The 26,608-nt window shown below is 63.7% G+C and carries 26 protein-coding genes; 11 read left to right on the top strand and 15 right to left on the bottom strand.

Features of this window, described 5'->3' with window-relative positions; genetic code table 11:
- The first annotated feature begins 184 nt into the window (after positions 1–184).
- Positions 185–934, top strand: coding sequence for a substrate-binding domain-containing protein (locus ACVWWQ_RS09565; protein ID WP_457383375.1), 750 nt, complete (start codon positions 185–187; stop codon positions 932–934).
- A gap of 257 nt (positions 935–1,191) precedes the next feature.
- On the opposite strand, the gene ACVWWQ_RS09560 is transcribed toward ACVWWQ_RS09565, so the two are convergent.
- The 4 genes from ACVWWQ_RS09560 to hdhA all read right to left on the bottom strand — a co-directional run bounded on the left by ACVWWQ_RS09560 (position 1,192) and on the right by hdhA (position 5,867).
- On the bottom strand, positions 1,192–1,947 hold the full coding sequence (locus ACVWWQ_RS09560; protein WP_166669699.1) for a phosphatase PAP2 family protein: 756 nt from the start codon (positions 1,945–1,947) through the stop codon (positions 1,192–1,194).
- Positions 1,948–1,966: 19 nt separating this feature from the next.
- The gene (locus ACVWWQ_RS09555) at positions 1,967–4,255 is read right to left on the bottom strand and encodes a TonB-dependent receptor domain-containing protein (RefSeq protein WP_133947799.1); all 2,289 of its coding nucleotides are present in this window, start codon (positions 4,253–4,255) and stop codon (positions 1,967–1,969) included.
- A 275-nt stretch (positions 4,256–4,530) separates the two neighbouring features.
- Complete coding sequence (locus ACVWWQ_RS09550; protein WP_133947801.1) at positions 4,531–5,088, bottom strand: META domain-containing protein; 558 nt, start codon at positions 5,086–5,088, stop codon at positions 4,531–4,533.
- An 11-nt stretch (positions 5,089–5,099) separates the two neighbouring features.
- Positions 5,100–5,867 (bottom strand): 7-alpha-hydroxysteroid dehydrogenase, encoded by a 768-nt coding sequence (hdhA, locus tag ACVWWQ_RS09545; protein WP_133947803.1) that lies wholly within the window; start codon positions 5,865–5,867, stop codon positions 5,100–5,102.
- 267 nt (positions 5,868–6,134) lie between these two features.
- Here hdhA and ACVWWQ_RS09540 point away from each other — a divergent pair, with 267 nt between their 5' ends.
- Positions 6,135–6,887, top strand: coding sequence for a hypothetical protein (locus ACVWWQ_RS09540; protein WP_133947805.1), 753 nt, complete (start codon positions 6,135–6,137; stop codon positions 6,885–6,887).
- A 58-nt stretch (positions 6,888–6,945) separates the two neighbouring features.
- Here the strand turns inward: ACVWWQ_RS09540 and ACVWWQ_RS09535 are convergent, their stop codons facing one another.
- Positions 6,946–7,887 carry an alpha/beta hydrolase gene (locus tag ACVWWQ_RS09535; protein WP_133947807.1) on the bottom strand — a complete coding sequence of 314 codons (942 nt, stop codon included), beginning with the start codon at positions 7,885–7,887 and terminating at the stop codon, positions 6,946–6,948.
- A gap of 256 nt (positions 7,888–8,143) precedes the next feature.
- On the opposite strand from ACVWWQ_RS09535, the gene ACVWWQ_RS09530 reads away from it, so the two are divergent.
- The 4 genes from ACVWWQ_RS09530 (at position 8,144) to ACVWWQ_RS09515 (ending at position 10,165) form a co-directional block, all read left to right on the top strand.
- Positions 8,144–8,770, top strand: coding sequence for a hypothetical protein (locus ACVWWQ_RS09530; protein ID WP_133947809.1), 627 nt, complete (start codon positions 8,144–8,146; stop codon positions 8,768–8,770).
- A gap of 29 nt (positions 8,771–8,799) precedes the next feature.
- Entirely contained in the window at positions 8,800–9,021 is a 222-nt protein-coding gene (locus ACVWWQ_RS09525) for an AbrB/MazE/SpoVT family DNA-binding domain-containing protein (RefSeq protein WP_133947811.1), read from the top strand.
- A 9-nt stretch (positions 9,022–9,030) separates the two neighbouring features.
- Positions 9,031–9,462: a type II toxin-antitoxin system death-on-curing family toxin gene (locus ACVWWQ_RS09520; RefSeq protein WP_133947813.1), complete on the top strand. Its 432-nt coding sequence runs from the start codon at positions 9,031–9,033 to the stop codon at positions 9,460–9,462.
- A gap of 256 nt (positions 9,463–9,718) precedes the next feature.
- Positions 9,719–10,165, top strand: a complete 447-nt coding sequence (locus ACVWWQ_RS09515) for a hypothetical protein (RefSeq protein ID WP_166669700.1) — start codon at positions 9,719–9,721, stop codon at positions 10,163–10,165.
- 84 nt (positions 10,166–10,249) lie between these two features.
- On the opposite strand, the gene ACVWWQ_RS09510 is transcribed toward ACVWWQ_RS09515, so the two are convergent.
- Together ACVWWQ_RS09510 and ACVWWQ_RS09505 are read right to left on the bottom strand one after the other, a co-directional pair.
- The gene (locus ACVWWQ_RS09510; protein WP_457383374.1) at positions 10,250–10,447 is read right to left on the bottom strand and encodes a helix-turn-helix transcriptional regulator; all 198 of its coding nucleotides are present in this window, start codon (positions 10,445–10,447) and stop codon (positions 10,250–10,252) included.
- Positions 10,448–10,455: 8 nt separating this feature from the next.
- Complete coding sequence (locus ACVWWQ_RS09505) at positions 10,456–10,905, bottom strand: hypothetical protein (RefSeq protein ID WP_133947817.1); 450 nt, start codon at positions 10,903–10,905, stop codon at positions 10,456–10,458.
- A 206-nt stretch (positions 10,906–11,111) separates the two neighbouring features.
- Between ACVWWQ_RS09505 and ACVWWQ_RS09500 the strand changes: the two genes are divergently transcribed.
- From ACVWWQ_RS09500 to ACVWWQ_RS09485, 4 genes are all read left to right on the top strand, one after another.
- The gene (locus ACVWWQ_RS09500; protein WP_099653821.1) at positions 11,112–11,324 is read left to right on the top strand and encodes a ParD-like family protein; all 213 of its coding nucleotides are present in this window, start codon (positions 11,112–11,114) and stop codon (positions 11,322–11,324) included.
- Entirely contained in the window at positions 11,321–12,109 is a 789-nt protein-coding gene (gene map / locus ACVWWQ_RS09495) for a type I methionyl aminopeptidase (protein ID WP_133947819.1), read from the top strand. Before ACVWWQ_RS09500 ends, map begins: the two co-directional genes overlap by 4 nt.
- A 155-nt stretch (positions 12,110–12,264) precedes the next feature.
- Complete coding sequence (locus ACVWWQ_RS09490) at positions 12,265–12,951, top strand: transposase (RefSeq protein WP_133947821.1); 687 nt, start codon at positions 12,265–12,267, stop codon at positions 12,949–12,951.
- On the top strand, positions 12,948–13,079 hold the full coding sequence (locus tag ACVWWQ_RS09485; protein ID WP_457383413.1) for a DUF4113 domain-containing protein: 132 nt from the start codon (positions 12,948–12,950) through the stop codon (positions 13,077–13,079). Before ACVWWQ_RS09490 ends, ACVWWQ_RS09485 begins: the two co-directional genes overlap by 4 nt.
- A 7-nt stretch (positions 13,080–13,086) precedes the next feature.
- Here the strand turns inward: ACVWWQ_RS09485 and ACVWWQ_RS09480 are convergent, their stop codons facing one another.
- Positions 13,087–14,130 (bottom strand): hypothetical protein, encoded by a 1,044-nt coding sequence (locus ACVWWQ_RS09480; RefSeq protein WP_133947823.1) that lies wholly within the window; start codon positions 14,128–14,130, stop codon positions 13,087–13,089.
- Between the two features lie 306 nt (positions 14,131–14,436).
- On the opposite strand from ACVWWQ_RS09480, the gene ACVWWQ_RS09475 reads away from it, so the two are divergent.
- Complete coding sequence (locus ACVWWQ_RS09475) at positions 14,437–14,571, top strand: hypothetical protein (RefSeq protein ID WP_457383373.1); 135 nt, start codon at positions 14,437–14,439, stop codon at positions 14,569–14,571.
- 207 nt (positions 14,572–14,778) lie between these two features.
- Here the strand turns inward: ACVWWQ_RS09475 and ACVWWQ_RS09470 are convergent, their stop codons facing one another.
- The 7 genes from ACVWWQ_RS09470 to ACVWWQ_RS09440 all read right to left on the bottom strand — a co-directional run bounded on the left by ACVWWQ_RS09470 (position 14,779) and on the right by ACVWWQ_RS09440 (position 26,454).
- Positions 14,779–16,131 (bottom strand): M16 family metallopeptidase, encoded by a 1,353-nt coding sequence (locus ACVWWQ_RS09470; protein ID WP_133947825.1) that lies wholly within the window; start codon positions 16,129–16,131, stop codon positions 14,779–14,781.
- Positions 16,128–17,492: a M16 family metallopeptidase gene (locus tag ACVWWQ_RS09465; protein ID WP_133947828.1), complete on the bottom strand. Its 1,365-nt coding sequence runs from the start codon at positions 17,490–17,492 to the stop codon at positions 16,128–16,130. The genes ACVWWQ_RS09470 and ACVWWQ_RS09465 overlap by 4 nt, the downstream gene beginning before the upstream one ends.
- A gap of 62 nt (positions 17,493–17,554) precedes the next feature.
- On the bottom strand, positions 17,555–19,693 hold the full coding sequence (locus ACVWWQ_RS09460; protein WP_133947830.1) for a thioredoxin family protein: 2,139 nt from the start codon (positions 19,691–19,693) through the stop codon (positions 17,555–17,557).
- Entirely contained in the window at positions 19,686–20,963 is a 1,278-nt protein-coding gene (locus ACVWWQ_RS09455; RefSeq protein WP_133947832.1) for a TlpA disulfide reductase family protein, read from the bottom strand. The genes ACVWWQ_RS09460 and ACVWWQ_RS09455 overlap by 8 nt, the downstream gene beginning before the upstream one ends.
- Before the next feature lie 93 nt (positions 20,964–21,056).
- The gene (locus tag ACVWWQ_RS09450; protein WP_166669701.1) at positions 21,057–24,311 is read right to left on the bottom strand and encodes a TonB-dependent receptor; all 3,255 of its coding nucleotides are present in this window, start codon (positions 24,309–24,311) and stop codon (positions 21,057–21,059) included.
- Positions 24,312–24,700: 389 nt separating this feature from the next.
- Positions 24,701–25,867, bottom strand: coding sequence for a FecR domain-containing protein (locus ACVWWQ_RS09445; protein WP_133947836.1), 1,167 nt, complete (start codon positions 25,865–25,867; stop codon positions 24,701–24,703).
- Positions 25,868–25,908: 41 nt separating this feature from the next.
- Complete coding sequence (locus ACVWWQ_RS09440; RefSeq protein ID WP_099654664.1) at positions 25,909–26,454, bottom strand: RNA polymerase sigma factor; 546 nt, start codon at positions 26,452–26,454, stop codon at positions 25,909–25,911.
- Positions 26,455–26,608: the final 154 nt, after the last annotated feature.

The raw sequence follows: 26,608 nt of genomic DNA, 5'->3' as shown, positions 1-26,608 counted from the left end.
GCCATCGAAAAAGTCAGCACCGCCGGGGAATAACCCGGGCGGATGCGACGTCTTCCTTTCTGATCACGCTGCCCTCGAATCCCGTCTCACTCCCGCATGGGGAACCCAGCCTGTGATCAGGAGAAAGTTGATGAAACTTGCCATGTCCAAGTTGCTTGCCACATGCCTGCCGCTGGCGCTTTGCTTGCCGGCGCTGGCGCACGAGGTGCCCGATCCAGCCATCGTCCACCACGCCAAAGACGGCGTCGTCAGGCTGTACGGTGCCGGCGGCCCCGACACCGCGTTCCGCAAAGTAGCCGAGTCGTTCAAGAAGAAAACGGGTATCCAGGTGGTCATCACCGCAGGCCCCGAGCCCACCTGGTCCAAGAAGGCCCAGGCGGACGCCGACATCCTCTGGGGCACGGCCGAGGAAGACATCACCGCCATGCTTGAGACGTACACGACGTTCTCGTCCAGTGCGGTGGAGCCGATCTACATCCGACCCGCGATCATTGCAGTGCAAAAAGGCAACCCGAAGGGCATCCGGGGCTTTGACGATCTGCTCAAGGACGGCATGAGGATCGTCGTCACCGAAGGTGCCGGCGTCGCCAACACCTCGGGCACCGGCGTGTGGGAAGACGTCGCCGGCCGCATGGGAAAACTCGACGACGTGAAGCGCTTTCGCAAGCATATCGTCGCCTTCGGCAAGGGCAGCGGCGCGTCCTACAAGGCCTTCGTCGGCATGCACGCCGACGCCTGGATCACCTGGCCGGATTGGCCGATCGCGCATCCGGAGCAGGCCGACCTGGTACGCCTTTCCGATGCGCGCACCATCTGGCGCGACGTCAACGTCGCGCTGGCACCGGATGCCGATCCTGCCGCAAGGCAGTTCGTGACCTTCCTGACCAGCGAAGCAGGCGCAAAAATCATGAAGACCGAAGGCTGGGTGCGCTGACGCGGACCTGGCCGTCAGAAAGACGCCATACCCACACTTTCAATGGCGATTCGCGGCGCGCACGCATTCCGTCACGCCATTCTGGCCGTGAATCGGCCAGCTACCCCGCAACAGCTTCTGCGGACGCGTTGCAGGGCAGTTCTTTGTCCGTACCCCGCTTTCGCGGGGATGGTGGCGGCACGCGGGATTCGCCTCGATCCCGCCTCACCGATTCGCTGTGCAACACGGGTGGCGCCTGATCGCGTCCCCACCTCCGCTCAACCGCCCGCGGATGTATTCCCTCCCGCCGGCATCGCGGTGCGGAAGCCGGCCGCCTCCAGTTCGCGGGCGGCCGCATCCAGATCGTGGCGAATGGCGGGACTGGACAGGAAATCGCGCACCAGCGTCTGTCCCAACACGCGGCCGGCAAAGATGTCCTGCGGTGTGTGCACCCCGCGCACCACGCGCCGCCAGCCGACCGCTCGCGCGTATTGATCCAGCGCCGCCGCACGTTGCGGGAGCAGGTGGCCAAGCAGCAGCGCAAACACCGTTGCACGCGTGCTGTGTCCGCTCGGATAACCGTAGTCGCGGTTCTTCCAGTCGGCGGCATCGCCCTCCGGATCCCACTGGCACGAGTTGACCGGACAGGGGCGTTCGCGATGCCAGGTCTGCTTGGCTTCGTTCTTGGCAAGGTTCGCTTCCTTCTTCACCTCGGCAAACAGCGCGGCGGTGGATGGCAGCCGCTGCGCCGTGAAATCCGGGCCCAGCACGGCGGCGAACGAGAACACCCCGAACTCCTCTTCGTGCTTCGCCAGCGCCGCCTGTTCTGCCGTCCTTGTGGTGTAGGCCTGGAAGGTGACCGTGCGATCGGCGGAGTCTTCGGCGCTGCCCAGTGCCGACGGTGCCGGCAGCACCGCCACGGCCTGATGCAACTGGGCGTCGCTGAGATAGTGTTGCGGTGTGCGTGCGTGCCCGACATTCACGGTCGACAGGCCAAGCACCACGACACACAGACGTACGAGTTTGATGATCATGCAGGCGCTCCGGTCCATGTCAGAGTGCCAGCGACACGGAGGCGAACCAGCTCCGTCCGGGCAGCACGAGATAATAGGTGTCACCCTTCTTTACCGAGTCGGCGACCTGTTGGCTGGCGTCCAGCAGGTTGTCCACCTGCAGTTTCACTTTGTAGCTCTTGATGAACGAGCCAGTGAGCTTCTGGCCATAGCCCAGGCTGAGCGCCGCGCGCCAGAAACCGCCGCTGTTGCTGGTGGCGGTGACCGAGGCGGCATCGTCGGGGTTGAAGTCGCCGTTGTAGACCTTCTGCGCACCGATGTATTTGCCACTCAGCCCCGCGAAGAAGCCGTCCCGCACGTAGTTCACGCCCAGTGCCGCGGTGCTGTCCGGGATGTTGGGAAGGTCCAGGTGGGAGCGCTTGAAGCGCGCATCGAGCAGCGAGCCGTTGGCATACAAGCTCACGCCGCTGCCCACGTAATAGGTCGCTTCCGCTTCCACGCCATGCATGCGCGCGCCCTTGGCCGTGGCGTAGATGTCGTCGTGGGTGACAGGATCGACCGCGGTGAGCGGGTAATGGCGGTAGTCGATGAAGAACGCGTCGGCGGCGGCGTTGAAACGATCCGTCTTGTACACCGTGCCGAACTGGTAATTCATCGTCTGCTGCGGACGCGCGCGGTTGAGGCGCGGGTCGGGCACGTAGAACTGGTTGAGATTGGGCGCAAGAAAGCCCTGTGCGGCCTGCCCGTAGATGCTCCAGTCATCGCCAAGGCGGTAGTTGGCGCTGAGGTAGCCCAGCGTCTTGCGCCAGGTCTGGTCGTACTTCAGCGGCAACTTGGTGCCCTGGTTGTATGGCGTATCGATGTAGCGGGTGAAGCCGACGTTCTTCACGCCGGGCGTGATGGTGAGCGCTGCGCTGGCCTGCCATGCGTATTCCGCATACAGCTGGGTGGTGCGCAGGCGATCGTTCATCGTGTACTTGTAGGGAGCGTAGGAATGGCTGTCGCCGGGTTTGACGTCGATGGTGCCGCCCCGGCTGTAGTCCAGCGCCACGCTGGAACGATCGTTGCCGGTGTATTCGTACCATCCGCCCAGCCGTAGCTGCCCCTGCTCATCGGTATGCGCCAACTCGAACGTGTCGCCCCAGGCGCGGTAGTTGTTGACCTTGTAATAGCCACCCATCGCCGTCTTCGAGCTCTTGGTGCCCACATAGGCGCTTTCGTGGCTGCCGTTGGTGTACGCGTAGGTATACAGCTTGTTGTCGAGCTGCCAGGTGTCGCTGAGGTCACTGTGGACGCCCAGGTACTCCATGTCGGTGTTCTTGTCCTGGTAGTTGTAGCAATCACAGTCGATGCTGCTGCGGTCGGTGTCGAGGCCGAAGTTGCGGCCCAGCGTGTCGATCTGCTGCTGGGTCAGCGAACCCTTGTTCGGTTTGTTGAAGTGGATCGTGTTGTAGTTGCTGAGCAAGGTGATTTCGGTGTGCTCGCCCACCGGCTGCACGTACTTCAGGTAACCGGTGGTGCGCCGCATCGGCGAATGCGTGTTCGCGGTGTCGGTGTTGTTGTATTGCACACTGGCGATGAGCTTGCCGCCACCGAGCTCGTCGATGCGGCCCGTGTTGAGCTCCAGGTGAGTCAGCGTGGTGCCATAGCTGCCGGCGCTGAAGGTCGGGATGAACGAAAACGTGTCACGCGCATCCTTCGAGCGCAGCGCCACGGTGCCGCCGAACGTCGCCGCACCCAGCGTGCCGGCACTGCCGGGGCCGCGGTCGACGCTGACCTCGCCAATCATCTTGGCCGGAAAATAGCTGCTGGTGTGGTGGCTGAAGTCGTTGGTGTCACCGAACGGAATGCCGTCATAACTGACGTTGTACTGGTTGTCGCTGAATCCGCGCAGGGTCATCTGCTTGGATTCGCCCAGCCCCGGACCGGCCGGACTGATGTTGCTCACAGCCGGCGCGATGTTGGCGATGCTGGCGTAATCCGCCGTCGGTGCGACGTAGTTGTTGATGTAGTCCAGACCGATGATGGATTGCGGCTGGATGGCATCCAGCTCGCTCTGCGTCGGGGCCTGGCTGATCGCGGAAGCAGCCACGCCACGCACTTCCACTTCCTGCAACTGTTTCGCCTCGGCGACATTCGCTGCGCTGCTCGCCGTCATCGCGGCATCCGGCACACCATCGACCGTCCCCGCATTGACCGTGCCGACCATCAGCAACGAAGAGGCGCACCAGAACGCCAGGCGGTAGTGCTGACTGATCGCGGCAACCAGCGGTTGCCTGCGCGGGGCTACACGGCGGGCGCAAGAGCGTGCATGCAAGAGTGACGTCATGATGTCGAATCGTCCTGGATCGAGGCGGGTGGTTAAGCCCATCGAGTCTAGGAAGTCGACTTGACTGTTTTGTTGCAGCCGGAATACACCAAGAAGCTGCGCCCCGAGGCGTCGAAACATTCCCGACACCATCGCCATCGTGAGGACTGCTCATGCGCCGGTGGACGTTCGCGGCATTCAGCGCTTTCGCAACGCGACGCCTTGCATGCAAGCCGGCGTCGTTTGACGGTGGAAACCCGGGCGGGCCGGATTCTGATCCGGCCCGCCCGAACCGACTACGGCCGCCGCGCGGTGATCGATGTTCCGTCGCGGCTCGTGAGGATCAACGCGCCGCTGCCGTCGATCGTGTAGCTGACCACCCGTGGCAACAACGCCAGCAGGCGTTGCTCCTGATCCATCAGCGCAGGCGGGCACGCCATCCTGGTGGTGCCGACCGACTTGAGCGACAGTGCGCTCTTGTTGCGGGTGTAACTACCCATCAGCCGGTTGCAGCTGCCGCTGCCGACCACGCGCCCGTCCGGCATGAATTGCAGGCTGGCGTGACTGCTGTCGATCACGCCGCGATCGGCGATGTCCTCGACCACCCATTCCGGGCCGACCAGATCCGGCGCTGCATCTTGCGCCATCAGGTAGTCGGCGACAACGCGATACACCGTCAGCGAGGTCGGATCGCTGGCCGGGCTCACCGCCACCGGGTTGGAGGCCGACGAAAAGCCCTGCATCCAGCCCATGGTGATCGCGTTGGAGGCCTGCGCCGACAGGGGAACCTGTGCCGCCACGGTCGTACCGGCCAGCGGGAAGGCGATGGTGGCCGCAACGAGCCGCTTGCTCATGGCCAGCCCTTTCAGTCGAGTTCCTGCACGCCGCCACCCGACACCGTCAGGATCTGGCCACTGATCCAGGCCGCCGCGGGCGAACACAAGAACAACGCCGCGTTGGCCATGTCCTGCGGCTCGCCCAGCCGGTGAATGGGCGTGTGCAGCAGCATGCCCTTCTCGATGTCATCGTTCAGCACCGACTCCAGCGCCGCCGTACGCGTGGCACCCGGCGCGATGCCGTTGATGCGGATGCCCATGGGCCCCAGATCGAACGCGATGTTGCGGATCAGGTGATTCGTCGCTGCTTTCGAAGCACCGTAAGACGCCATGCGCTTGTTCTTGTTTTCGCCGGCCATCGAGGTGATCGCCAGAATCGAACCGCCGCCGGCCTTTTCCATTTCCGGCGCCGCCAGCTGCGCCAGCCGGAACAGCGAAAACACATTGAGGTCGAACGCGCGGCGGAAGTCCGCCATCGGCATGTCGAACGGCTTCGGACCACCGCCGCCGGCATTGCTGACCAGCACGGTGAGCTTGCCGAACTTCGCCACGGTGTCGCTGACCAGCCGCGCCAGGTCTTCTTCCTTCGTGACGTCGCACGGCATACTGACCGCCTTGCCGCCCGCCTTCACGATCGCCTCGGCCACCGCGGCAGCGGCCTCCACATCGCGATCGCTGACCACCACGGCCGCGCCTGCCGCACCAAAGGTCTCGGCAATCGCGCGACCAATGCCGGCGCCGGCGCCGGTAATGACCGCGACCTGGTCGTCGATTCTGAAATTCCTGGGATCAAACATGTCTGGGGTTCCATGGCAGGGAGGGAGCTGTTGTTCGCCCCGGGCGAGCAAGCCGGCCAAGGCTAATCCTCCACGGGTAAATTTGGCGATAAAGCGGCAGTGCCCCGCAACGCGTGCCGACCGCTGGCACCGGGCGAGCTGACCATCTGATTTGACAGAGCGCATCCGCGGCGACCGCGATCAGTCCTTTACGCCAACGCTGGATCACGGCAACCTCGGATCCCTGGCGACAGCGGCACAACCGACGGGATATCACGGGAGCGGCTCATGGCAATCAAGGCATCCTTTCCCGCGGCATTTCTGCTGGCGGCACTGGCCCCATCCCTGGCCCAGGCGGGTTGGTACGAAGTGAGGAACTACGTCGGCACCATCGGCGGGCAACCGGTGCATGTCTCGCTGCAAACCCATGGTGACCTCAATCACGGCCAACCCGGTCAGTGGCGGGTCGATGGCAGCTACTACTACGACCGCTACCGCGTGCCGATCATTCTGCAGGGCAAGCGGCAGGCGGACGGACACATGCAACTGTGCGAAGCGGCCGAGCCGGCATCCTTCGGCGAGTCGCCGGTCGTGCCTGCCGTGTCAGCGGCGCATCCGGTTCCCTGCCCCATCGCATTGAGCGTTACAGGCACCGGCGCAACGGGAGAGTGGCGAAACCACAAAAACGTCTTGCCCATCAGCCTGCGCCAGACGGCGAGTCTGGATGACACCGACTCCGGCCAGCCCAGGCTCGAAGGCATCGTCGAGATACCGATGTGGCACCACACGAAAAAGCATCTGCTGCTCGGTGTCTATCGGAGTTCCGCGGAGTGTCCGCTATCGATGGTCGCCCTGCGACTGGTCGACATCGCCAGCGGGCACACCGACCGCAGCCTCACCTTCGACTGCGGCACCGGCATCATCGCCACCACCATTTATGCCAACGTCTATCGCTCGGGTGATCCCCGACATGTCACCGCGATCGAGCCGGGCGGCATGCACGGCATGGGCGAGGACACCGATGTTCTTGTCGAGAAGTAGCCGGGTGTCGCATTGGGCGAAGTGACCGCCCCGACGCCCGTGCGGAACCAGGCATGCGTCAGTCGCGAACCATCCCGATCGTCCGCAGCCACGCATCCGCCAGCGCGGACCAACCGGTGATCGGCAGTTTCGTCGGACGCAAACCGAATGCATGCCCGCCATGCGCATACAGATGCATTTCCGCCGGCACATGCGCCTTGGCCAAGGCGGTGTAATAGACCAGCGCCTGATTCACGCCATCCACGTAGTCATCTTCGGCCTGCACAAGAAACGTCGGCGGCGTCTTGCCGGACACCGGAACATTCGGATTCAACTTGCCATCACCCCTGGTCAGGTGCCCGGGATAAATCGGCATCGCGAAATCCGGACGCGCACTCTCCTTGTCGGCTGCATCCACTGGCGCGTACAGGTGTCGATCGAAATTCGTGCTGATCTCCGCCACCAGGAAACCGCCCGCAGAGAATCCGAGCACTCCGATTTTGTGCGGGTCCACTTTCCACTCGGACGCATGAAAGCGCACCAGCCGCATCGTTCGCTGCACGTCCTGCAACGACGGCACCGACAACTCGAAATTGTGCGGACGGCAGTCGCATTTCCATTCGTAGGGAATACCCGGCACGCGGTATTTCAACAGTACGCAGGTGATGCCCTTCGCGGTCAGCCAGTCGCACACATCCGTGCCTTCCAGGTCCATGGCAAGAATCTGGAACCCGCCGCCCGGGATCACCACCACCGCCGCGCCCGTGTTCTTCCCCTTGGGCACATACACCGTCATCGTCGGCCGCGTCACATTGGTCACGGCCGTCACCGGCAGGCCGCCAATCAGGTGCTTGCTGTTTACGGTGACTGTCTCCTCGCCGGGGACTGCTTTCAGGTCGGGCGCCGTACCCGGCCAGATCGGCGTCTGCACGTGCCCTGCCGCCGGTTGCCAGCCCACCGTCTCCGCTTGAACGCCGACGCATGCCAACAACCAGCCCAAGGCAATCGTCCACAACTTCATGACACGCATCCTTCGTGGCGCTCGGCCAACGTTTCATTTGCACGGAAAATCCGACCGACCCATTCTGCGCGTGACATCGGCGCAATGGCGGCCTGTCGGGTGGCCTTTTCATGGACTAGGCCGCTCGCATGTGCCTGTCCGGGTTTCCTCCGCCTCTCCATGCGGACTCGTGCGACTCCCTGCCCCGTTACACTTCGTGCCCGCGGCCTGCAGGCGCTGCATGGCCGCAAGCCATCACCGAGGAATCCAGAAAAGCATGACGAAACGCCTCGCCACTTGCCTGGCCGCCGCCGCGCTGCTTGCCGCTTTCCATGTCACGCACGCTGCCGAAACGCGCAGGCCCGCTCCCTTCCCCGCGCAGACAGCGCCCGACATCAGGGGCCTGAAGCTGGGCATGACGCAAAAGGACGTCACGGCGATCTTCCCCCACGCCAAGTGCAGCCCCGCGGGCTGCATCGTCCGCCCGGTCAGCTTCGGCGGCACGCCAAACGCTGCGCTCGCGGCCTACCTCGCGAACGGAAAGACCGTAAGAATCGACGCGATCCTGCTGAGCCCGGAAACCTTCGACCAACTGATCACCCTCGTCGAAGCCAGGCTTGGTCCATCAACCGATGATCCCGCCTGCCCGCCGACGACGAACACAAGACATGGCTCGGCGAGCACTGGTTCCTGGACGCCAAGCGTTTTGATGACGAAATGTTTTCCAGCATGTCCCTGGTCGACCCGGCGCACCTTGGCGACGAAAGCCACTACGAGGCCGCCGAAGCCGCGAAGAAACTTTGAGCCCGAAAACCAAGCGTCATCCAGGCGCACCAGGCCACAGACGGACCTTCGTCATCTTCCTCGAAGCGAATATTGCGCTCAGACCATGACCGACGTATAACAGACGTTATAACCCGGCTCGGAGTCATCATGAAACTGAAGATCACCACCATCGGCAACTCGGCCGGCGTCATCCTGCCGCGTGACCTGCTGGCCCGCCTGCGCCTGGAAAAAGGCGACGAATTGTTCGCGCTGGAAACGCCCGACGGCATCCGCCTCACCACTTATGACCCTACCCTGGCAAAGCAGATGGAGGTGGCCGAGGAGGTCATGCGCAAGCGGCGCACCTTGCTGCACAAGCTGGCGCAGTAGGTGACGGCCATGATCATCTGGATCGAACGACCGCTCGCCATCGCCATCCACGAACGTCAACTCGCCGAGCACGGCGGCGGCACGGGCGTGCGCGACGAGAGCCTGCTGGATTCCGCACTCGCACGCCCGCAGCAACTGCATGCCTACGGTGACCCGCCGCCCGATCTCGCCGATCTTGCCGCGAGCCTCGCCTTCGGCCTGGCGCGCAACCATCCCTTTGTCGATGGCAACAAGCGCACGGCAGCCGTGGCTTGCGAAGTCTTCATCATGCTCAACAGCGCAGCCTTGCACGCCGACGATCTCGAACTGTACCCGCTGTACGTCGCCCTCGCCGAAGGCAGCCTGTCCGAAGTCGAGTTCGCCAGTTGGTTGCGCGAGCACATCAGCCTCGACGACCACAAACGCGTGAACGAGCCGCGTGCGCGCTATGCGCGCTCCTGAGTCGGAAGCGTCTCGTCCGGGAACATCCCCTGACACACATCCTGGCCCGTCGATCCAGCACCCTCGATGGCCCGCCGACGATCAGCACGGCGTATGGCCAGCAACAGTCGGAAGCTCAAGCCGTTCGATGACGACATGTACTCACGCGTGGCGCTGATCGACCGAGCCCACGTGGGAGACGAGAGCCGCGGTGAAGCCTTCGAAACGGCCAGGTGCCTCTGAGTCAGCGGCTGGCAAATCGATCAAGCAAAGGCGCATGTCGGTCAAAGCCAACGCTGATCTTCAAGTCGGCAACCGGCGCAGCTCGCGTGACGCCCCGACCAACACGGTTGCAGCGGATCTGGCAAACAGCGCGGTGATGGCAACCCCCACGATGATGTCCGGCCAGCGCGTCCCGGTGAACCAGACCGCCGCCGCGGCCGCGATGACCCCGAGGTTGGCAATGAGGTCGTTACGCGAGCACAACCACACCGAACTCATGTTGATGTCGTCGGCACGGTGGCGCCAGAGCATGCCGAAACACACGCCGTTGGCTGCGGCGCAGCGCGCACTCGCTCATCGTGACCGGCTGATTCAGTGCCATACCGGCAAGCTCGACAGCGTGCCCGGCGCGACTGGCCGCCAACCCCACACAGGCAACGCCAAACTCGACAAGGTGGCGTGTCATGGAAGCTCCTGCAGCGGGCCATACTCCTTGCCATAACGCAGGCGGCGCGCCGCTGAAACCGTGGCGAGGACTGACGGAAGCTGGAAGGATCACGGCGTCAGCGATGACTGGACCGCGCCATCAACGCCCCAAGCCGAACGCAGCTTCCAGCGGTACACCAAGGGCACGCACCAGCTTCAGCGCCAGCAGTGTCGAGGGCACCATGCGGCCGGTCTCGATCGCATTGATCGACTTGCGCGTCGTCCCGGTGAGCTCAGCCAGATCAGCCTGGGTCAGCACGCGCTCGGCACGCAGCACCTTCAAGCGATTGGTCAACATTTCCTCGCTCATTCGGGCCGATCCAGCACCAGGAAGGACCCCAAGAATACCAGTACGCCAAGTACCACGAAGCTGGCAACAATGGCCGAGGGAAGAACCGGCAGCGGCCAGTACTCCGACACCATCGCATACAGCGACATCGCCGCCATGGTGAGAATGAAGGCATACCGGCAGGCACGATCAATCGCCGCGCGACGGAACTCATCCCCACGTACCGCTCGTCGCACTTCGGCAAGCCGCCCCTTGCGCCAGATCGCGCCGCCGGCGCCAACGCTGACCACGCCGATGACGATCACCAGCGCCGCAAGCGTCATGCAATGCGTCAGGTGCGTGTCATAACCCAACACCTGCATGACGGCACCGCCGCCAAGCGTGACGATGACGACCAAGGCCAGCCAGATGCCACGGCGCTCGCGCCGCACAATCTGGTCGGTGATATCAAGCGGCTCGGTGTCCATGGTCATTCCTGAGAGCAATTGGAGTGGCGAGGAATATAACCCATGAGTTCCTAAAAGCAACCTATACGTTTCTTTTACGACGCTTCGATCGCAGTCATGCGTCACCACGTCAGGAACGCTTGCTCTGGTGAGGCCCTTGCAGCAAACCCCTCTTGAGACTTATGGAACGTATATGTAGCATACATGCTTCATAAACGAGGCATTCCATGGGCATTGTCAACATAGACGACGATTTGCACGATCAGGTTCGCAGGGCCACGAAGGTTTCGTGCCGTTCCATCAATGCCCAAGCGGCGTTCTGGATCAGGGTCGGCATGCTGTGCGAGACCAACCCGACGCTGGGGTTCAACGAGATCATGAAACGCGAGCTCAAGTCCGCAGGTGTTTCGGCTCGGCCACTGAGCGCGGCTGAAGCATGACAAAGCAACCTGGCGAGCTGGCGTTGCTCGCCGAATCAGGCCGACTGCTGGCATCTGTGTTCTCGATGCTGGATCGGACGCCGCTGGCCGGCATGTCCACACTTCAGATCGACGCTGTGGTGGAGCAATTTATTGTCCGGGATCTGCAAGCCCGACCCGCCAGCAAGGGTCAGTACGGCTATCAGTTTGCGTTGAATTCCTCGGTCAATGAGGTGGTCTGCCACGGGGTGCCTTCGCCGTCGACCGTGTTGCGCAACGGTGACATCGTCAATCTGGACATCACGCTCGAAAAGCACGGCTACATCGCCGATTCCAGCAAGACCTATCTCGTGGGTGACGTCCACCCTGCCGCAAAAAAGCTGGTGCGGATCACCTACGACGCCATGTGGAAGGGCATCCGGGCCGTTCGTCCGGGCGCGCGCCTCGGCGACGTCGGCTTTGCCATCGAGCGGTACGCCAAACAACACGGCTATTCCGTGGTGCGCGAATACTGCGGGCACGGCATCGGTCGCGAAATGCACGAAGAACCGCAGGTTCTGCACTACGGCAAGCCGGGAACAGGCCTCGCGCTGCGCGAAGGCATGGTTTTCACCATCGAGCCCATGCTCAATCAAGGCGGGCGACGCGTGAAAACCGAAGCTGACGGCTGGACCGTGGTTACGAGAGACGGATCGCTTTCCGCTCAATTCGAACACACGGTTGCCGTTACCGCGTCCGGCGTATCCGTGCTGACCTTGCGTCCTGACGAACGGGATATGCTCAGCGCGATGAAGATCGTCGCCTGAGCCAGCTACATCAGGGCACGGGGGAAGCCCGATAACCCAGAAAAAAGGGAACGTGGCTAATTAAGCCCTCCCCCACTCGGTCACGGCCACGAGGCCGACAGCTCGGATGAGCCACTCAGTGCAGAGTAACCGCAGGCTCTCTACCGACGACAACCATGCCACGACTGCCGCGCCTTGAATTGCCTGGAACACCACTGCACGTCACGCAGCGAGGCATCAACAAAGGCGCGATCTTCCTCGACGCGGACGATCGCTACCATTTCAGACGATTGCTGCGCACAGCGTTTCGCGACCACGGCATCGCTCTGCATGCGTTTGTCCTGATGGACAACCACTTCCACCTCCTGCTTACACCGGATTCCGTCGGAAGACTCTCACGCGCGATGGGCTGGATTGGGCAATCCTACGTGCAGGCCTTCAACCTTCGGCACGGGCGTTGTGGCGCGCTCTGGCAAGGGCGGTTCAAATCGTGCCTGGTGCAGAGCGAGCGCTACCTGCTGACGGTCATGCGCTACATCGAGCTCAACCCGGTACGCGCCGCCATGGTCCACGCAGCGGAAAACTATCGCTGGTCGAGCGTGCACACCCACTTGGCCCGAGCGCGCGATCCGCTCATGACACCCCACCCGCTCTACCTTGCCATGGGACGCGATCAGGCCGAACGCGCTATCGCATACAAACGATGGCTCGACGCAGGCATCGCACCGAATGACCTGCAGCACCTTCGCGCGTATGCCAACCAAGAGCGTGCACTCGGTGACGAGCGCTTCCAGCGAATGGTGGAAACCACCTTGGGGCGTGCCGCTACCTATCGTCCGCGTGGGAGGCCACGGCTAGTCTGAGCGAACAGCGAGACTTAATTAGCCACGTCCCCTTTATTCGGAAAGACCACCACGACTGGACAATGAATCGAGGAATGTTGTCGCCGAGATACACCACCAACTGCAGAGAGTTGCGGGTGGTGTCGTGATGCGAACCTATTTGAAGGACGCTGCTAAAAACTTCGTGTAGACATCGGACTTCGCCGTGGCCATGAAACGTTTGCCATCTTTCAACGTGCCGACGAACGTGACGTCTCTGCCTTGACCTCCCAGAAGTCCGCCCACGATGAAGCCGGCCGGCCCGAACAGGCTGGCTCCGGCAACGCCCCAGCCGATAGCTCCACCCACGCGCTTCACGCTCTCTTCGGAAGCTGCCTCGACCGCCGCCACGGCGAACATGTGGAAATCTTTGGCACCGCCAGGAATGCGCACCTTGCCGCTGTTGAGCAAGTAACCGTTGCCTTTGCCGAGGTCACCGGCGAGGAATTTGATGGTGGAAACCTGATGGTCCCAGAAGGAAGTGTCGTTGAGGTAAGAGGCCGGTTTGACTGGCGCTGGTGGTGCGGCCGCCCTAGCAGCGTCAAATTGCGCCTGTTGAGCTTGGTCTTCGCCCCTCCCTTCGCCCGCGTCATACAGCGAACGACTGATCCAACGGCGCTCTTCGTCAACGACTGATCTGCACCACTCATCAAATTGTGTGTGTCGTTCAATATAGATCTGCTTGCGTTCCACTTCGGAAACGGTATTTACACGGGCGAGAGCGTCGGCTCGCCCTCTTTCGAACACATCTCTCGCCCATGAGGGCACATCGTCACCCCGTTCGATGGCAGCGGCAAACAGGGCGCCTTCCTTCATTGCCGCCGCGATATGTGGCATCTCTTTGGCAAACTTGGCTTTGGATGAGGCCGTCGAGGCCTGCGACAGTTCTATTCGAGTCTGGTGATAAGTCGTTTTGAAACGAGCTTGCTCGATGCGAGGTAGGTCGTTTGTTGCTTCATTTACCTCGGTGGTATGTCGAGCGAATACATCCTCCGGCGTTTCTGTCATCTCGGCACGAAGCAGGGTTTGAAACTCGCCTTCATGTTTGATGGCGAGGGTAGCGGCGAGCGGGTATTCCTCTGCGGAGGGCGTAGGCCGTTCTGGCGCAACCGTGCCTGGAAGGGAGGCAGGTTTGCTCTTGAAGAAATCCATCAGTCCCATGTGCTGTCCCTTTCGCCGTCTTTTACCTATCGCCTAGTTTGCCAGTACAACTGCCTGAATGGGCAACGAAAACCGAACATGCTGTGTCGTGCGGCCGGAAGCCATCAGTCGAGGATCGGCCAGGAAGAGAGAGCCAGCTACCTAACCAATATGACTACCGCGAAGCGGCCGTTCGCGAAGGTCCGCAACGGGTCGGTTTGCGACGGTCGACGTGGCCTTGCAATTGACCATACTGGCCGGTGGCCCGGTCAACGTCGACCGGTTTTGTCATGCACTCGTTCCGGGGCACGCAGATCAGCACAAGATTTGGGCAGCAACAGCCGGTTTCTGGAGCTCAAGCAGGTCGATGACGAAATGTACTCACGCGTGTCGCTGATCGACCGCGCCCACGTGGTGGATGAGAGCCACCGTGAAGCCGTCGAAACGGCCAATCGCCTCTGAGCCCGAGGCTGGCAGGTCGATCAAGTGCAAACGGCACGCGTTGGTCAAAGCCTGAGTTCTCCGCTTTGAATCCAGCAAGAGCATCGCGACTGAAGTCGCTCCAACAAGTGTCCGCATGCGACGATCGCCAAAGAGGCGCGCACAAAAAAGGCCGCCATCCTTCCGGACAGCGGCCTTCGATTTTTCATCAGGCAAAGCGCAGCGGAATCACTTCTCCGCGAACGTTCCGGCCTTCACCAGCACCAGTTTCTTCGGGTCCAGATGCTTGTGGATCGCCGCGTTGATCTCGTCCACGGTCAGTGCCTTGACCTTGCCGGGGTACTGGTCGAGCCAGTCGATGCTGCGGCCGCGTTCCATGGTGGCCAGGATCGATGCCGCCATGCCATCGGTGGTGCCGAGCTGGATCTGGAAGCGACCGATCAGGGCTTCCTTGCGGGCATCGAGTTCCTTGGCGGTGATGCCGCCGGTCCACCAGGTGTTGAGCACTTGCTGCGTGCTGGCGAGGCCCTTGTCGAGCAGTTCCGGCGCGAAGCTGGTGCTGATCAGGAAGCCGCCATCGACGATGTCGCTGCCGAACAGCGAGGAGCTGATGCCGTAGGTCAGACCCTGCTTGTCGCGCACGGTGGCCATCAGACGGCCGGTGAAACCCGATCCCAGCACGTTGACGCCCACGCTCAGCGGCAGATAGTCCGCGTCGTTCGTGTGCATGCCGGTGGCTTCGGCCCACATTACGCTGACCGCCGCCTTGTCCTTCATCGGAATCGACTGCACGGGCTCGGCCGGCTTGACCGTGCCGCTGGTGGTGCGCACGAAGTCCACACCGCCCTTCCAGCCGCCGAACGCCTTGTTCAACGAGGCCTTCACCGCCGCCTGGTCGACGTCGCCGGTGAACACGAGGGTCATGTGCGCGGGGCCGTAGTACTTCTGGTAGAACGCCTTGATCTGCTCGATGGTGACGCTGTCGATCGCCTTGAGCTGAGCTTCGCGCGGCACCGGGGCGTTCGGGCTGCCACTGGGGAAGATCGACAGCGCGAGGGCTTCCCACGCGCGCGAATCGGCGTCTTCGCCGCGCGCGGTCAGGCCGGCCTTCAGCTGGGTTTTCGCCTTGACCAGTTCCTCCGGCGCGAAGGCCGGCATGCGCAGCTGCTCGGCGAGCAGGCCGATCACGGTGTCGGTGTCCTGCTTCAGGCTCTTCGCGTACAGGTCGATCTTGGTGGCGCCGGCGTCGATCTCCACTTGCGCGCCGATCTGCGACAGCGCCTCGGAGATGGCGAACTTGTCATGCTTTGTCGTGCCCCGCTGCAACAGCATCGCGGTGAGCGCGGGCACGGCCGGGTTGGCCGACTTGCTCGCCACCATGGCGTCGCCCAGCGGCATGGAGCCGGCCATGGTCACCACGTCCTTGACGTCCATCGGGTAGACCACCACGTCGATGCCGTCGACGCTGCTGCGCTGGGCGCGTTCGGCGATCGAGGCGTTCGCCGCGCCGGCCGCCATGCAGGCGCCGACGAACAGCGCCAGGGCCAGCCACTTGTTGTTCTTCATCTTGGTCTTGCTCACTTGGACGCCTCCGGCACGAACCAGCCCGTGGTGCTCTGATTCTTGTTGAGATATTTCTTCGCCACGCGCTGCACGTCGGCGGGGGTGACTTTCTCCAGTCGCTCCAGCGAGGTCACGTACAAGGTCCAGTCGCCCATCGCGATGTACTCGTTGAGTGCACCGGCGGCGCTGTCGGTGCCGTCGCGGCGGTAGGCCTGGTCGGCACGGTACGGGCCGAGCACGCGGCTCATCTCCTCCTTGGTGACGCCGTCACGCTTGACCTTCTCGATCACGTCGAGCATCACCTGCTCGACCTTCTCGTGCGACACGCCGGGATTGAGCAGGGCGTCCACGCCGAACAGGCCCGGGTCGTGCAGCATGCTGGCGCTGGCATCGACGTAGCTGGCCAGCGAGGTGTCCACCAGCGCGCGCGACAGGCGGCTGCTCTTGCCCTGCTTCAGCACCAGCTTGAGCATGGACAGTGCGGGCATGTCCGGATCGAGTGCGGCCGGCGACTTCCAGTTGATCGAGACGCTGCCGGTGTCGCCGGCGCGTTCCAGCATCACGCGACGCGCACCCTGCTGCACCGGCTCGGTGGTGTAGACGGTGGGGATGGCTTCGGGCGAGTGCGGGATCTTGCCGTAGTTCTTGCGGATCAGGCCCAGCACGTTGACCGGGTCGATGTCGCCGACCACGGTGACGGTGGCGTTGTTCGGCCAGTAATAGGTGTTGTAGAACTTGCGCAGCTTTTCGATCGAGACGTTCTCGATGTCACTGCGCCAGCCGATGGTCGGGTGGTGATACGGGTGCGCCTCGTAGGCGGCGGCCCAGATCAGCTTGCCCAGCACCGAGTTCGGATCGTTCTCGTTCTGTTCGTACTCGTTGCGCACCACGGTCATCTCATCCTTGCGGTCGGATTCGCGCAGCAGCAGGTCGTGCATGCGGTCGCCTTCGATGGCGATGTAGCCGGGCAACGCTTCGGGGCTCAAGGTGGCGTAGTAGTTGGTGCGGTCCATGCCGGTGCTGGCGTTGAAGCCCGCGCCGACGCGCTCCAGGTAAATGTCGATGCTGTTGCCCTGCTCCTTGGAGAAGTGCTTGCTGCCCTTGAACATCAGGTGTTCGAGCAGGTGCGTGCCGCCGGTGGAACCGGTGACTTCATTGCGCGAGCCGACCTTGTAGGTCACCTGATAGGTCACCACGGGCGCGGCGTGGCTGGGCAGCAACAGCACGGTCAGGCCATTCGCATCGAGACGGTATTCGTCGATGCCGCCCAGCGAACGCACGTGGGTATAGCCATCGGCGCGAACCGGCGTGGCCTGCAACGCCGGGGCGGCGCACAGGCCCAGCACCAGGCTGGCGCACAGGAAACGGGAAACGATCATGGGCAACGTACTCTCCGGTGAAGCGCGCCGGATGGGCGCGGGGGAAGCAAGGAATGTCGGCGTCATTGGGCTGCGCCGGCGGGTTTCTGGAACGCATCCAGCACGATGCGTGCGGTCAGCAATTCGGGCATTTCGGTCGGCTTGGCGCTGCCGCTGCCGGCCGGGTAGACGAGGTTGAACGGCACCGCGCTGCGGCCCCACTGCGCCAGCGCTTCGGTGATCTGCGGATCGGCGTTGGTCCAGTCGGCCTTCAGCGCCACGATGTGCTGGTCACGGAAGTAGTCGGTGACCTCGCGGTTGCCGAACACCACTTTCTTGTTGACCTGACAGGTGGCGCACCAGCGCGCGGTGAAGTCGACGTAGATGCCGCGACCTTCCTTCTGCAGCTGGGCGACGCGCTCGGGACTCCACGCCTCCCACGTCATCGCGTCCGGCGCGGCGGCACGCGGCCAGCCAAGGCCCAGGCCGAGCAGGAACAGCAGTGCGCCGGCGACGACAGCGATGTGCCGACGCGGGGCGCGCACGGCCGTATTGCCGAAGCGGCCATAAACCCACAGCGCCAATGCCACCACGGCGAACGCGATCAAGGCGTTCAGCAGGCCGTACTCGCTGGCCTGTCCGGCCAGCACCCAGATCAGGTAACCGACGGTGGCATACAGCGGGAACGCCATCGCCTGCTTGAACGTTTCCATCCAAGCACCCGGTCGCGGCAACCAGCGCAGCATGCCGGGAAACACCGACAGCAACAGGTACGGCAGCGACAGCCCAATCGCGATGACGGTGAACACCACGAACGACGGTAGCGTCGGCAAGGCCAAGGCAGCGCCCAGTGCCGGCGCCAGGAACGGCGCGCTGCACGGCGTGGCCACCAACGTGGCGAGAATGCCGGAGAAGAACGAACCACCGATGCCGTTGCGTGTTTGCAGTTTCGAACCCACGCTGGTGGCGCGCAGGCCGATCTCGAACACGCCGCTCAGATTCAGCGCGAATACCAGCATCACCACCGCCAGCGCGAACACGAATGGCGCCGACTGCAGCTGGAAGCCCCAACCCAGTTGCTGGCCACCGGCACGCAGCACCGCCAGCACGCCGGCCAGTGCCCAGAACGACAGCAGCACGCCGGCACTGAACGACCACGCATGCGCGGCCACCTTGCGTCGATCCTTGCCGGCCTGGTCGATGAAGCCCAGCACCTTGATGCCCAGCACCGGGAACACGCACGGCATCAGGTTGAGGATCAGTCCGCCGAGCAGGGCCAGCAGCAGCACGCCGAGCGACAGGCTGACGGTGGTGCCGGTGGCACCGGCCGTGGTCGACGAGCCCGCGTCATCGGCGGACATCGCGCTGACCTGCGCCGCCACGGCCGCAGCGGAGAACGGCAGGTCGACGTTGACGCCGCGGTACGCACCCTTGCCATCGGTGTAGGCGAGCACGCCGCGCAGGCGTTCGTCGGCCGGCACGACTTCCTCGGGGTCCAGCGCGATTTTCAGCATCGCGCGGTTGCCACGGCTGGCCACGGTCTGCGGCTGCTTGTAGGCGATGAATTTTTCGTCGGGATAGAAGTGCAACTCGCTCACGTCGACCGGTGCGGCCACGTGCAGCACGACTTCCTGGCGGTTCTTGCTGGCCGCCAGTTGCCAGCCGGTGGCAGGCTGCGGCATCGACATCGCCGCGATCGCCTCGGCGGTGGCCACATCCGGCGCGGTCGGCTGCGCGGTGACCGGCAGGCTCAGCGACACATCCTGCTTGCCGGGCACGCAGACGGTGTCGCACATCAGCCAGCGTGCGGTGGCCTTCAGCTCGATGGTGCTGCCGACGGCCGCGTCGCCTGGTGGCGTCACCGTCATCGGCAGGTACAGCAAACCGACGTAGCCGTGGCCGGAAATCGCGCCTTCCTTGTCCAACACCAGGGTCGGCGTGGGCCAGTCGATCGCACCCACGTTCCAACCCGCGGGCAAGTCCCACTTCAGCTTGGTCGGCAGGCCGGTACCGGCGTTTCTCCAGAAGCTGTGCCAGTGCGTCTGGTGCTGCATGCGCAGCGCCACGGTGAACGGCTGACCCGGTTGCACCGAGGTTGCCGCCGACACCAGTGACGCCTGCACGGGCGACTCCATGCCCTGCTGCGCCGAGGCGGCCAGCGGCAGGCTCGCGGCCAGCAGCAACGCCAGCACGCCACCGAGACGGGCGATCACCTTACGCACCGTGACCACCTTCGACCTTGCTCACCTGCGCGCGCACTTCGCGCTCGACATCCCACTCGCGCATGTTGACGCCGACGATGGTGCCGTCGCTGTTGATCAGGAAGTTGCTGGGCAGGCCGAGGATGCCGTAGCTGGTGGCCGACTTCGAATCGATGCCATGGTCAACCAGGTTGATCCACGGAATGCCATCGCCCTTGCCTTCCTCGCGCAAGGCTTTCAGCCATTCGCCGTTGTCGTCATCCAGCGAGATGGCGTAGATCTCGAAGCCGTGCGGATGGAACTCTTTGTAGACCTTGGCCAGATGCGGAAACTCGCCGCGGCACGGCCCGCACCACGACGCCCAGAAATCCAGCAGCACCAGCTTGTTCTTTCCCAGCACGTCGGAAAGCTTGACCTTGTGGCCGTCCTTGTCGATCGCGATCACGTCCTTGAAATGCTTGCCGACCGAGGTTTCGCTCTGCAGCTGCTCGTACTTGCGATAGCCCGCGGCGGTCTTGTTCATCTCCACCACCAGCGGGTGGTCGGCGCCCAGCGCCTTCTCGTATTCGGCCAGCATCGCTTCGCGCCTGGCCTTGTCGTAGCGCTGGTAGTCCTGGTTGTCTTTCAGCACGAACAGCTTCAACAGCGGTGACGCATCGCTGTCGAGCACCTTGGCCTGCCAGTCGTTGGTGATCGCGATCTCCGCATCCTGGGAATGCTTGGTCTTGGCGCGCGCGGCCTTCATCGCCACTTCGTCCTGCTCGTCGACGCCCTTGAAAGCCTCGCGATTCAACTCGCGGCGAGCCTTCAATGCGGCCACGAATTCGGGCAAGGCGCGATAACCATAAACTTTGTCGTTGTACTGGCCACCTTCGACGACCAGCTGTTGACCCGTGTTGACCAGCTTGAACGGCGCGTTCTCCACGATCATGTCGGCGGAGTCGTGGCCGACCTGCAACAGGCCAGGCAGCGGCTGCTTCACCGAGCCGGTCAGGCGAAAGCTGCCGTGCTCGACCTTGGTGGTGGCCACCGGGCGGCGTTTGTCCTGGGTGTCGGCGGAAGCGTCATACATCAGCAATCGGACTTCATCGCCGTCTTTCAGGCTTGGCAGCGAGCCGGTGATCACGAAGCCGGACTTGGGTGTTTCGGCGCTGGGTGCAGCGGCGCTGGCAGATGCCGCGGGCGCGGCACTGGGCGCGTTTTGCTGACCGCAGCCGCTGAGGGCAAGACCGGAAACGAGCAATGCACTGGCCAACAGGCTTAGCGGACGAAAAATAGCGGACTTCTTCACAGGTGACTCCTCAAACAAATTGATGCCGTGATGGCGGGCAAAACCTCACGCACCCGGCCGCCCGCAAAGGGCTGGCCGGGGCGTGGCGCAGCGTCAGAACTCTTTCTTCAGATCCAGGTAGATCACCCGGCCGCGCACGTCGACCCGGTTGGAAACGAAGCCGTAGCTGTTGTCCACAAACGGGAACGCGCGATCAAACGCGTTCTGCACGCCGAGACGGGCGGTGCTGCCGCTCAACCAGCTGTCCTTGCCCAGCCAGCGATAACCCACCTGGAAATCGAAGGTGGTGTACGAAGGCGACGAACGCCGCGGATTCTCGTTCGGGGTGAAGTTGTTGTAGATGTTGGGATCGGCTGACAAAGGCTGCAGCACCCGGTGCGACGAGGTGAAGTGCGTGCCGGCCGAAGCGAAGTACGGTCCGTTCTCCCAACCCACCGACAGATCGGCAGCCCACTTGCTGGGACCGAACTCGCTGTCGGAGAACACGGTGACCGGCAGCGACGGCAGCGTTTCCGCCTCCAGTTGCAGGGTGCGCACCGCGTTCAATTCCACGCGCCAGTCACCCAGGCTGTTGCCGAAGTACCAGCTCGCCGTGGTATCGACGCTGCGCGACTTGCGACCGAGGAAGTTGACGTCACGCGAGTCCCACAACAGCACCCCGTTGTTGCCCTTGATGAAGGTGCCCGGCGGCAGCTTGTCGATGTCGGCGAAGATCTGCGCGTAGCTGAGGCCGGCCAATGGCGCACCGATGTAGTTGTCGAAGAAGGTGTCGTTGTAGGTCGCCGACAAGGTCAGGCCGTTGGCAAACGTCGGCGTGTAGTCGAAGCCGACCGTTTTGACCGTGGCGATCTGCGGCTTGAGGTTGGCGTTCGGTCCGCGCAGCTTGGCCAGCGTGGTGTAGCCGGCCGGCAACTGGGCGCCGCCAAAGATCACGCTGCTGGTGCCATCATCGACATAGGTCAGACCGAACTGCTGCTGCGGCTGCGGGGTCAGGAACGACCGACCCCAGGTGGCGCGCAGACGCAAGCTGTTCACCGGCTTCCAGGACAGCCGTGCCTGCGTACTGGTGTTGCCGTAGGTGCGGCTGACGCGGGTGTCCGGACCGGTCTCGTACGGCATGTCGCCGGGCGGTGTGCCGACCAGCGACTGCAGATCGAAACCGCCGAGCGCAACCAGGTCGGCGCCATTTCGATAGGCACCGTTCTGCAACGAGCTGGTGCCGCTCTGGTCGAACGACTCGTGCCGCGCAGCCACGGTCAGGGTCAGCTCCTTCGCCCACGCGGCATCCTTCAACAGCGGAAAGCCCACTTCGGCGAAGAGCGCCGTGGCATCACGCTTGGTGTTGGAGTCGGCCAGACCGCCGATGGTGCTCTGGTAGTGATAGCGCTCACTGCGGTACTGCGCGCCGATGGCCGCCTGCACCTTGCCGGCGGGCAGCTCGAACAGCGGGCCGCGGGTCAGCAGGTCGACCGTGTTGTTCTTCGATTCGAAACTGTAACGGTAACGCTCCACCAACGTGGAGAGCAGCGCGCGATTGGCCGCCACCACGGACGGATCGTTGCCGTCGCCGAACACGTTCAGGCCATCCAGCACCGCCTGCGTGCGCGCGTAGCCTTCCTCGCCCAGCGAACCGGTGATGTCGCCCAAGGCGTCGGTCTGGCCCTTCTCGATGCCGCCGCTGTAGCTGAGGTCGAAGGTCCAGTCGCGGACCACCGGCAACTTGCCGGACAGGCCGACGCTGTAGTCGGTGTTGGTCTGCTTCTGTTCCTGGGTGAAGGTCATGCCGGCAAACTCCTTGCTGTAGGAGTAGCCCACCAGCACGTCTTCGCCGAAGTTGTTGTACGGGTTCGTGGTCGGCACATAGGTCGTCTGGCCGTCTTCGAGGAAGCTGAAATCGAACGGAATCGGATGCCAGTGCTCGCTGTCCTTCTGGCGGGTCTGACCCACGTTCCAGCTCAGCTTCAGATCGTTGCCGACGTCCTGGTCACCAATGAGGCGAAACGCGTTGCTGCGGATCTTCGGCCCGATGCGGCCCACGTCGTAGCTCGTCGGCACATGGTCATAGTCATACGGAATCAGCTGGTCCGGCTGCAGATTGGTGCCGTTCTGCCCGCCGGGGATCACGCCCAGCGGCATGCCCAGGAAGTGGTAACCGATGCCGTAGTCTTCAGACTCGAACACCGCGCCGGGCTGACTCAGGTTCGGGCTGCGTGCATTGGTGCCGCCGCGGTCGCTGAAATCGCCCTGGCCATCCGGGCCGACGTGGATGTAACGGCTGATGTTTGCCGGATCGGTCTTGCGGAAGTCCGCCGAGGCGGTCAGCTTGCCGCCCTTCCAGCCGAAGGTGTGCGCCAGGCTCAGCCGGGTGACATCGGCATCGCTGGAGGAGTTCTCGTGACGCGCCTGCACCACCGTGCCTTCATACGACTTCTTCAACACGATGTTGACCACGCCGGCGACCGCATCGGCGCCGTAGATCGCGCTGGCGCCATCACTCAGCACTTCGATGCGCTCGACCTGCGACAGCGGGATCGAGGAGATGTCGGTGTAACCACCCTGTGCCTGGGCCGAGCCGGGACGACGATGGCCATCGACCAGCACCAGGGTCGAACGGCTGCCCAGACCGCGCAGATTGACCGAGCTGGCGCCCACGGTCGAAGTCGGGCTGTACAGATCGCCGTATTCGCGCTCCGCCAGTGCCACGCTGGTCGAGCTGGTGCTGGCGAAGTTCTGCGGCAAATGACGCAGCACATCCTCGATCGAGGAATAGCCGCGGCTTTCGATCAGTTCGGCGTCGATGATGACTACCGGTGACGCCGGGTCGATATTGCGCAGGTTGGTGCCGATTACCGTCACCGCTTCCATCGTGGAAGGATTGTCGATTTTCGGCGCGCTGCCGACGGGACTGGCAGGAGCCATGTCGCTGCTTGCCCCAGCAGCCATCGCGGCAGCGGCCGGCGTGCTTCGGGTGGAGGCGGCGGCGCCCGGCGCACGCACGGCCACCGTGCGGTTGTTGACGAACTCGGCGACCAGGTCCGACGAGGACAGCAAGCGACGCAGGATCTCATCCGCCGGCGCCGAACCGGTAAAGCCGGGCGATTGCAAATTGCGCACCGCACCGCGACCGGAATAGACCACCTGCAGCCCGGTCTGTGCCGCGAACGCATCGAGTGCCGCTTCGACCGGCTGCGCGGGAATGCTCACACTTTCCATCTTGATCTGCGGCGATGAACCTGCGGGCGCCCCCGCGCTCACTGGCTCCTGTGCCGACACACTGCCGCAAAATACCAGCGCCAGGGCCACTGCCTGGGCCAACGCCGCTGGACGACTTACCTGAATGGAACGCATGACTTCCCCTTTGCGATTTCGTCTGGTTGTCAAACCGGCGTCACTCGAAGCCGGCCCCTCGTTACAACCTGTGTGCCGGGAAGATGAAAAAGGGTACTCGTCCGTAAAAATATTTTTTACGCGTGAGATTCCATCGCGACCCGTTGCCTGCATGCGCACCCGTGTGGTTGGCCTTGCTTGCCGCAGGCGTCGTATGACCGAGCCCTCCGCTACCGGCCACGGATAGCTGCGCCAGCGCCCGGTCGCAGCAGGGCGGCCACCGTCCGCGCGCCTTCGGTGGCCGTCGAGCAGGCGCTGGCGGGCAGTGCCCGCACTACGGTGACTCTGGGGGCTATGCGCGGTCCAGCGTGGGATGGCGGCGAGAGCGGGGCCTGCCGTGTCCAGGCGCTTCAGCGGCGCTGTATGGCGTCCGCGCCGCGGGTCTGGATCACCCAGCGATCGACGTGGCGAACCACGGCCAGTTGCGAGCAGCAATCCAGGAACTGCAGGAAGGAGCTGGCGTCGTTCGCATCGAACACACCGCTGTAGCGCTGCAGGCGCAGGGCGTCGCCGTCGATCACGATCTGGGTGGCGTTGTATCGATTGAACTCGGCAACGATGTCGGCAAGGGTGTCATCGTGGAAGGTGAGGCGACTGGCATTGGCCGGCGCCTGACTTTCTTCATCCACGCTGCCGCGGGTGAGTGCTTTCCCGTTGCGCGCGATGTGCGCGGCCTGCCCGGCCACCAGATGCACCACCTGGCCCAGTGGCTCGACTTTCACTCCGGGCCGCTCGATCGCCGCCAGCTTGCCCGGCAACCATGAGGAAGCCCACTCGCCCAGCCCGCTGTCCAGCGCGGCCAGGTGATCGCTGGTGACCTGCACGCTGCCCTCGGTAACGGAGACGATGGTGCCCGAAGGCAATCGATTCACGCTGAAGCGGGTGCCGATGTCCTGAATCATGTTGGCGCCGGCGTAGACGGCAAATGGCCGTGACGCATCGTGCGCCACATCGAACTCGGCCTCGCCCTGACGCAGGCTGACGCGGCGCCGGCCCGCGGAGAAGTTCACGCTGATGCGCGAGCTCGGCGCCAGCGCGACGACCGTGCCGTCATCAAGATGGATCGAACGGTGCTCGCCAATGGCCGTGGCGTACTCCACCCCGGCGTTCGCAAAAGGACGCGTGCCGACCCAGCCCGCCACCACCAGCACGCAGGCGGCGGCAACGACCGCGACGCGCCCCCAGCGAGTGGTGCGGCGACGCGGCGCACGCACCGGCGCGGCGACTGTCTCGCGCGGAGCACGCGTCGGCAGCGTGACCACATTGCTTTCGGCCTTGGCCCTGGCCACGACGGCATCGAGATCGAACTGGTCGAGCACACTGGAACCGGACAACTCGCGGTCGAGCATCTGCGCCATCAGCATCTCACGCGCATGCACCGGCGACGAGGTCAGCCAGGTCGCAAACGCGGCGCACTCGGAAACCGCCGGATCGGCTTTCATGGCGTGCAGCCATTCGGCCGCCTCGCGGGAAACGCGCTCGATCTGTTCCTGCTGCGATGTGCGGTAGATCTTCATATGTGCAACCTGTTTGCCATGTCCGTGTGACCGATGCTTCCTCAGCGTTCCAGGCTGGCGCGAACATGCGCCAGCGCTTCAACGCTGTACTTCTTGACCGTATGCACGCTCAAACCGAGTTTTTGCGCGATCTCCGCGTGCGACAAGCCTTCGCGTCGCTCCAGCAACAGCACCGCCATGCGGTTGGCCGGCAACTGGCCCAGCGCCTCGCTCACCTGCCGCTCGAAATGTCCGCCCGCATCCAGCGACCCCGAGGGCTGCGGGTTGTCCATCATCGTGTCGACCGCCGCCGAATCGAACACCATCCGGGTGTGGTGCTTGCCGAGGTTGAACTCGTGAACCACATGCGACGCCACGCCATACAGATATGCCAGCGGGTTGCGCACCATCTCACTGTTCTTGACCCGCAGCAGGCGCAGATAAACCTCCTGCACCACATCATCGAGATCCTGCGCGTGCCAGACGCGGCGGCGCAGGAAACGATGCAGGTCCTCGTGATAGCTGCGGATTGCCGATGCCGCAAACTCGCGGGCATGCTCCGAGGCCTGCCCCGTCGACGATTCCGCTGGCAGTTCGGGCGTCACCATGCGCGCAGCCGCCCGCCAGGCCGCCGCTTGCGGTGGCCGTGATGGATGAAGCCGGTGGCATCGCGCGTCAGCAACGAACTGCTCCACGGAGTGGACGGGCGCCCTGGGCAGGAACGTCCTTCTTGCCCCTATAGTGTGTCCCGGAAGGCGATTA

It is taken from the genome of Rhodanobacter sp. TND4EL1, assembly GCF_054061035.1.
This window is presented reverse-complemented; position numbering and strand designations above follow the sequence as displayed.

Excerpts from the sequence above, each read along its gene's own strand:
- ACVWWQ_RS09550 (WP_133947801.1), bottom strand. The coding sequence starts at position 5,088 with ATGAGCAAGCGGCTCGTTGCGGCCACCATCGCCTTCCCGCTGGCCGGT.
- ACVWWQ_RS09490 (WP_133947821.1), top strand. The coding sequence starts at position 12,265 with ATGCCACGACTGCCGCGCCTTGAATTGCCTGGAACACCACTGCACGTC.
- ACVWWQ_RS09500 (WP_099653821.1), top strand. The coding sequence starts at position 11,112 with ATGGGCATTGTCAACATAGACGACGATTTGCACGATCAGGTTCGCAGG.
- ACVWWQ_RS09535 (WP_133947807.1), bottom strand. The coding sequence starts at position 7,887 with ATGAAGTTGTGGACGATTGCCTTGGGCTGGTTGTTGGCATGCGTCGGC.
- ACVWWQ_RS09540 (WP_133947805.1), top strand. The coding sequence starts at position 6,135 with ATGGCAATCAAGGCATCCTTTCCCGCGGCATTTCTGCTGGCGGCACTG.
- ACVWWQ_RS09560 (WP_166669699.1), bottom strand. The coding sequence starts at position 1,947 with ATGATCATCAAACTCGTACGTCTGTGTGTCGTGGTGCTTGGCCTGTCG.
- ACVWWQ_RS09480 (WP_133947823.1), bottom strand. The coding sequence starts at position 14,130 with ATGGGACTGATGGATTTCTTCAAGAGCAAACCTGCCTCCCTTCCAGGC.
- ACVWWQ_RS09465 (WP_133947828.1), bottom strand. The coding sequence starts at position 17,492 with ATGATCGTTTCCCGTTTCCTGTGCGCCAGCCTGGTGCTGGGCCTGTGC.
- ACVWWQ_RS09555 (WP_133947799.1), bottom strand. The coding sequence starts at position 4,255 with ATGACGTCACTCTTGCATGCACGCTCTTGCGCCCGCCGTGTAGCCCCG.
- ACVWWQ_RS09445 (WP_133947836.1), bottom strand. The coding sequence starts at position 25,867 with ATGAAGATCTACCGCACATCGCAGCAGGAACAGATCGAGCGCGTTTCC.
- hdhA (WP_133947803.1), bottom strand. The coding sequence starts at position 5,867 with ATGTTTGATCCCAGGAATTTCAGAATCGACGACCAGGTCGCGGTCATT.
- ACVWWQ_RS09505 (WP_133947817.1), bottom strand. The coding sequence starts at position 10,905 with ATGGACACCGAGCCGCTTGATATCACCGACCAGATTGTGCGGCGCGAG.
- ACVWWQ_RS09525 (WP_133947811.1), top strand. The coding sequence starts at position 8,800 with ATGAAACTGAAGATCACCACCATCGGCAACTCGGCCGGCGTCATCCTG.
- ACVWWQ_RS09530 (WP_133947809.1), top strand. The coding sequence starts at position 8,144 with ATGACGAAACGCCTCGCCACTTGCCTGGCCGCCGCCGCGCTGCTTGCC.
- ACVWWQ_RS09520 (WP_133947813.1), top strand. The coding sequence starts at position 9,031 with ATGATCATCTGGATCGAACGACCGCTCGCCATCGCCATCCACGAACGT.
- ACVWWQ_RS09440 (WP_099654664.1), bottom strand. The coding sequence starts at position 26,454 with ATGGTGACGCCCGAACTGCCAGCGGAATCGTCGACGGGGCAGGCCTCG.
- map (WP_133947819.1), top strand. The coding sequence starts at position 11,321 with ATGACAAAGCAACCTGGCGAGCTGGCGTTGCTCGCCGAATCAGGCCGA.
- ACVWWQ_RS09515 (WP_166669700.1), top strand. The coding sequence starts at position 9,719 with ATGTCGGTCAAAGCCAACGCTGATCTTCAAGTCGGCAACCGGCGCAGC.
- ACVWWQ_RS09450 (WP_166669701.1), bottom strand. The coding sequence starts at position 24,311 with ATGCGTTCCATTCAGGTAAGTCGTCCAGCGGCGTTGGCCCAGGCAGTG.
- ACVWWQ_RS09510 (WP_457383374.1), bottom strand. The coding sequence starts at position 10,447 with ATGTTGACCAATCGCTTGAAGGTGCTGCGTGCCGAGCGCGTGCTGACC.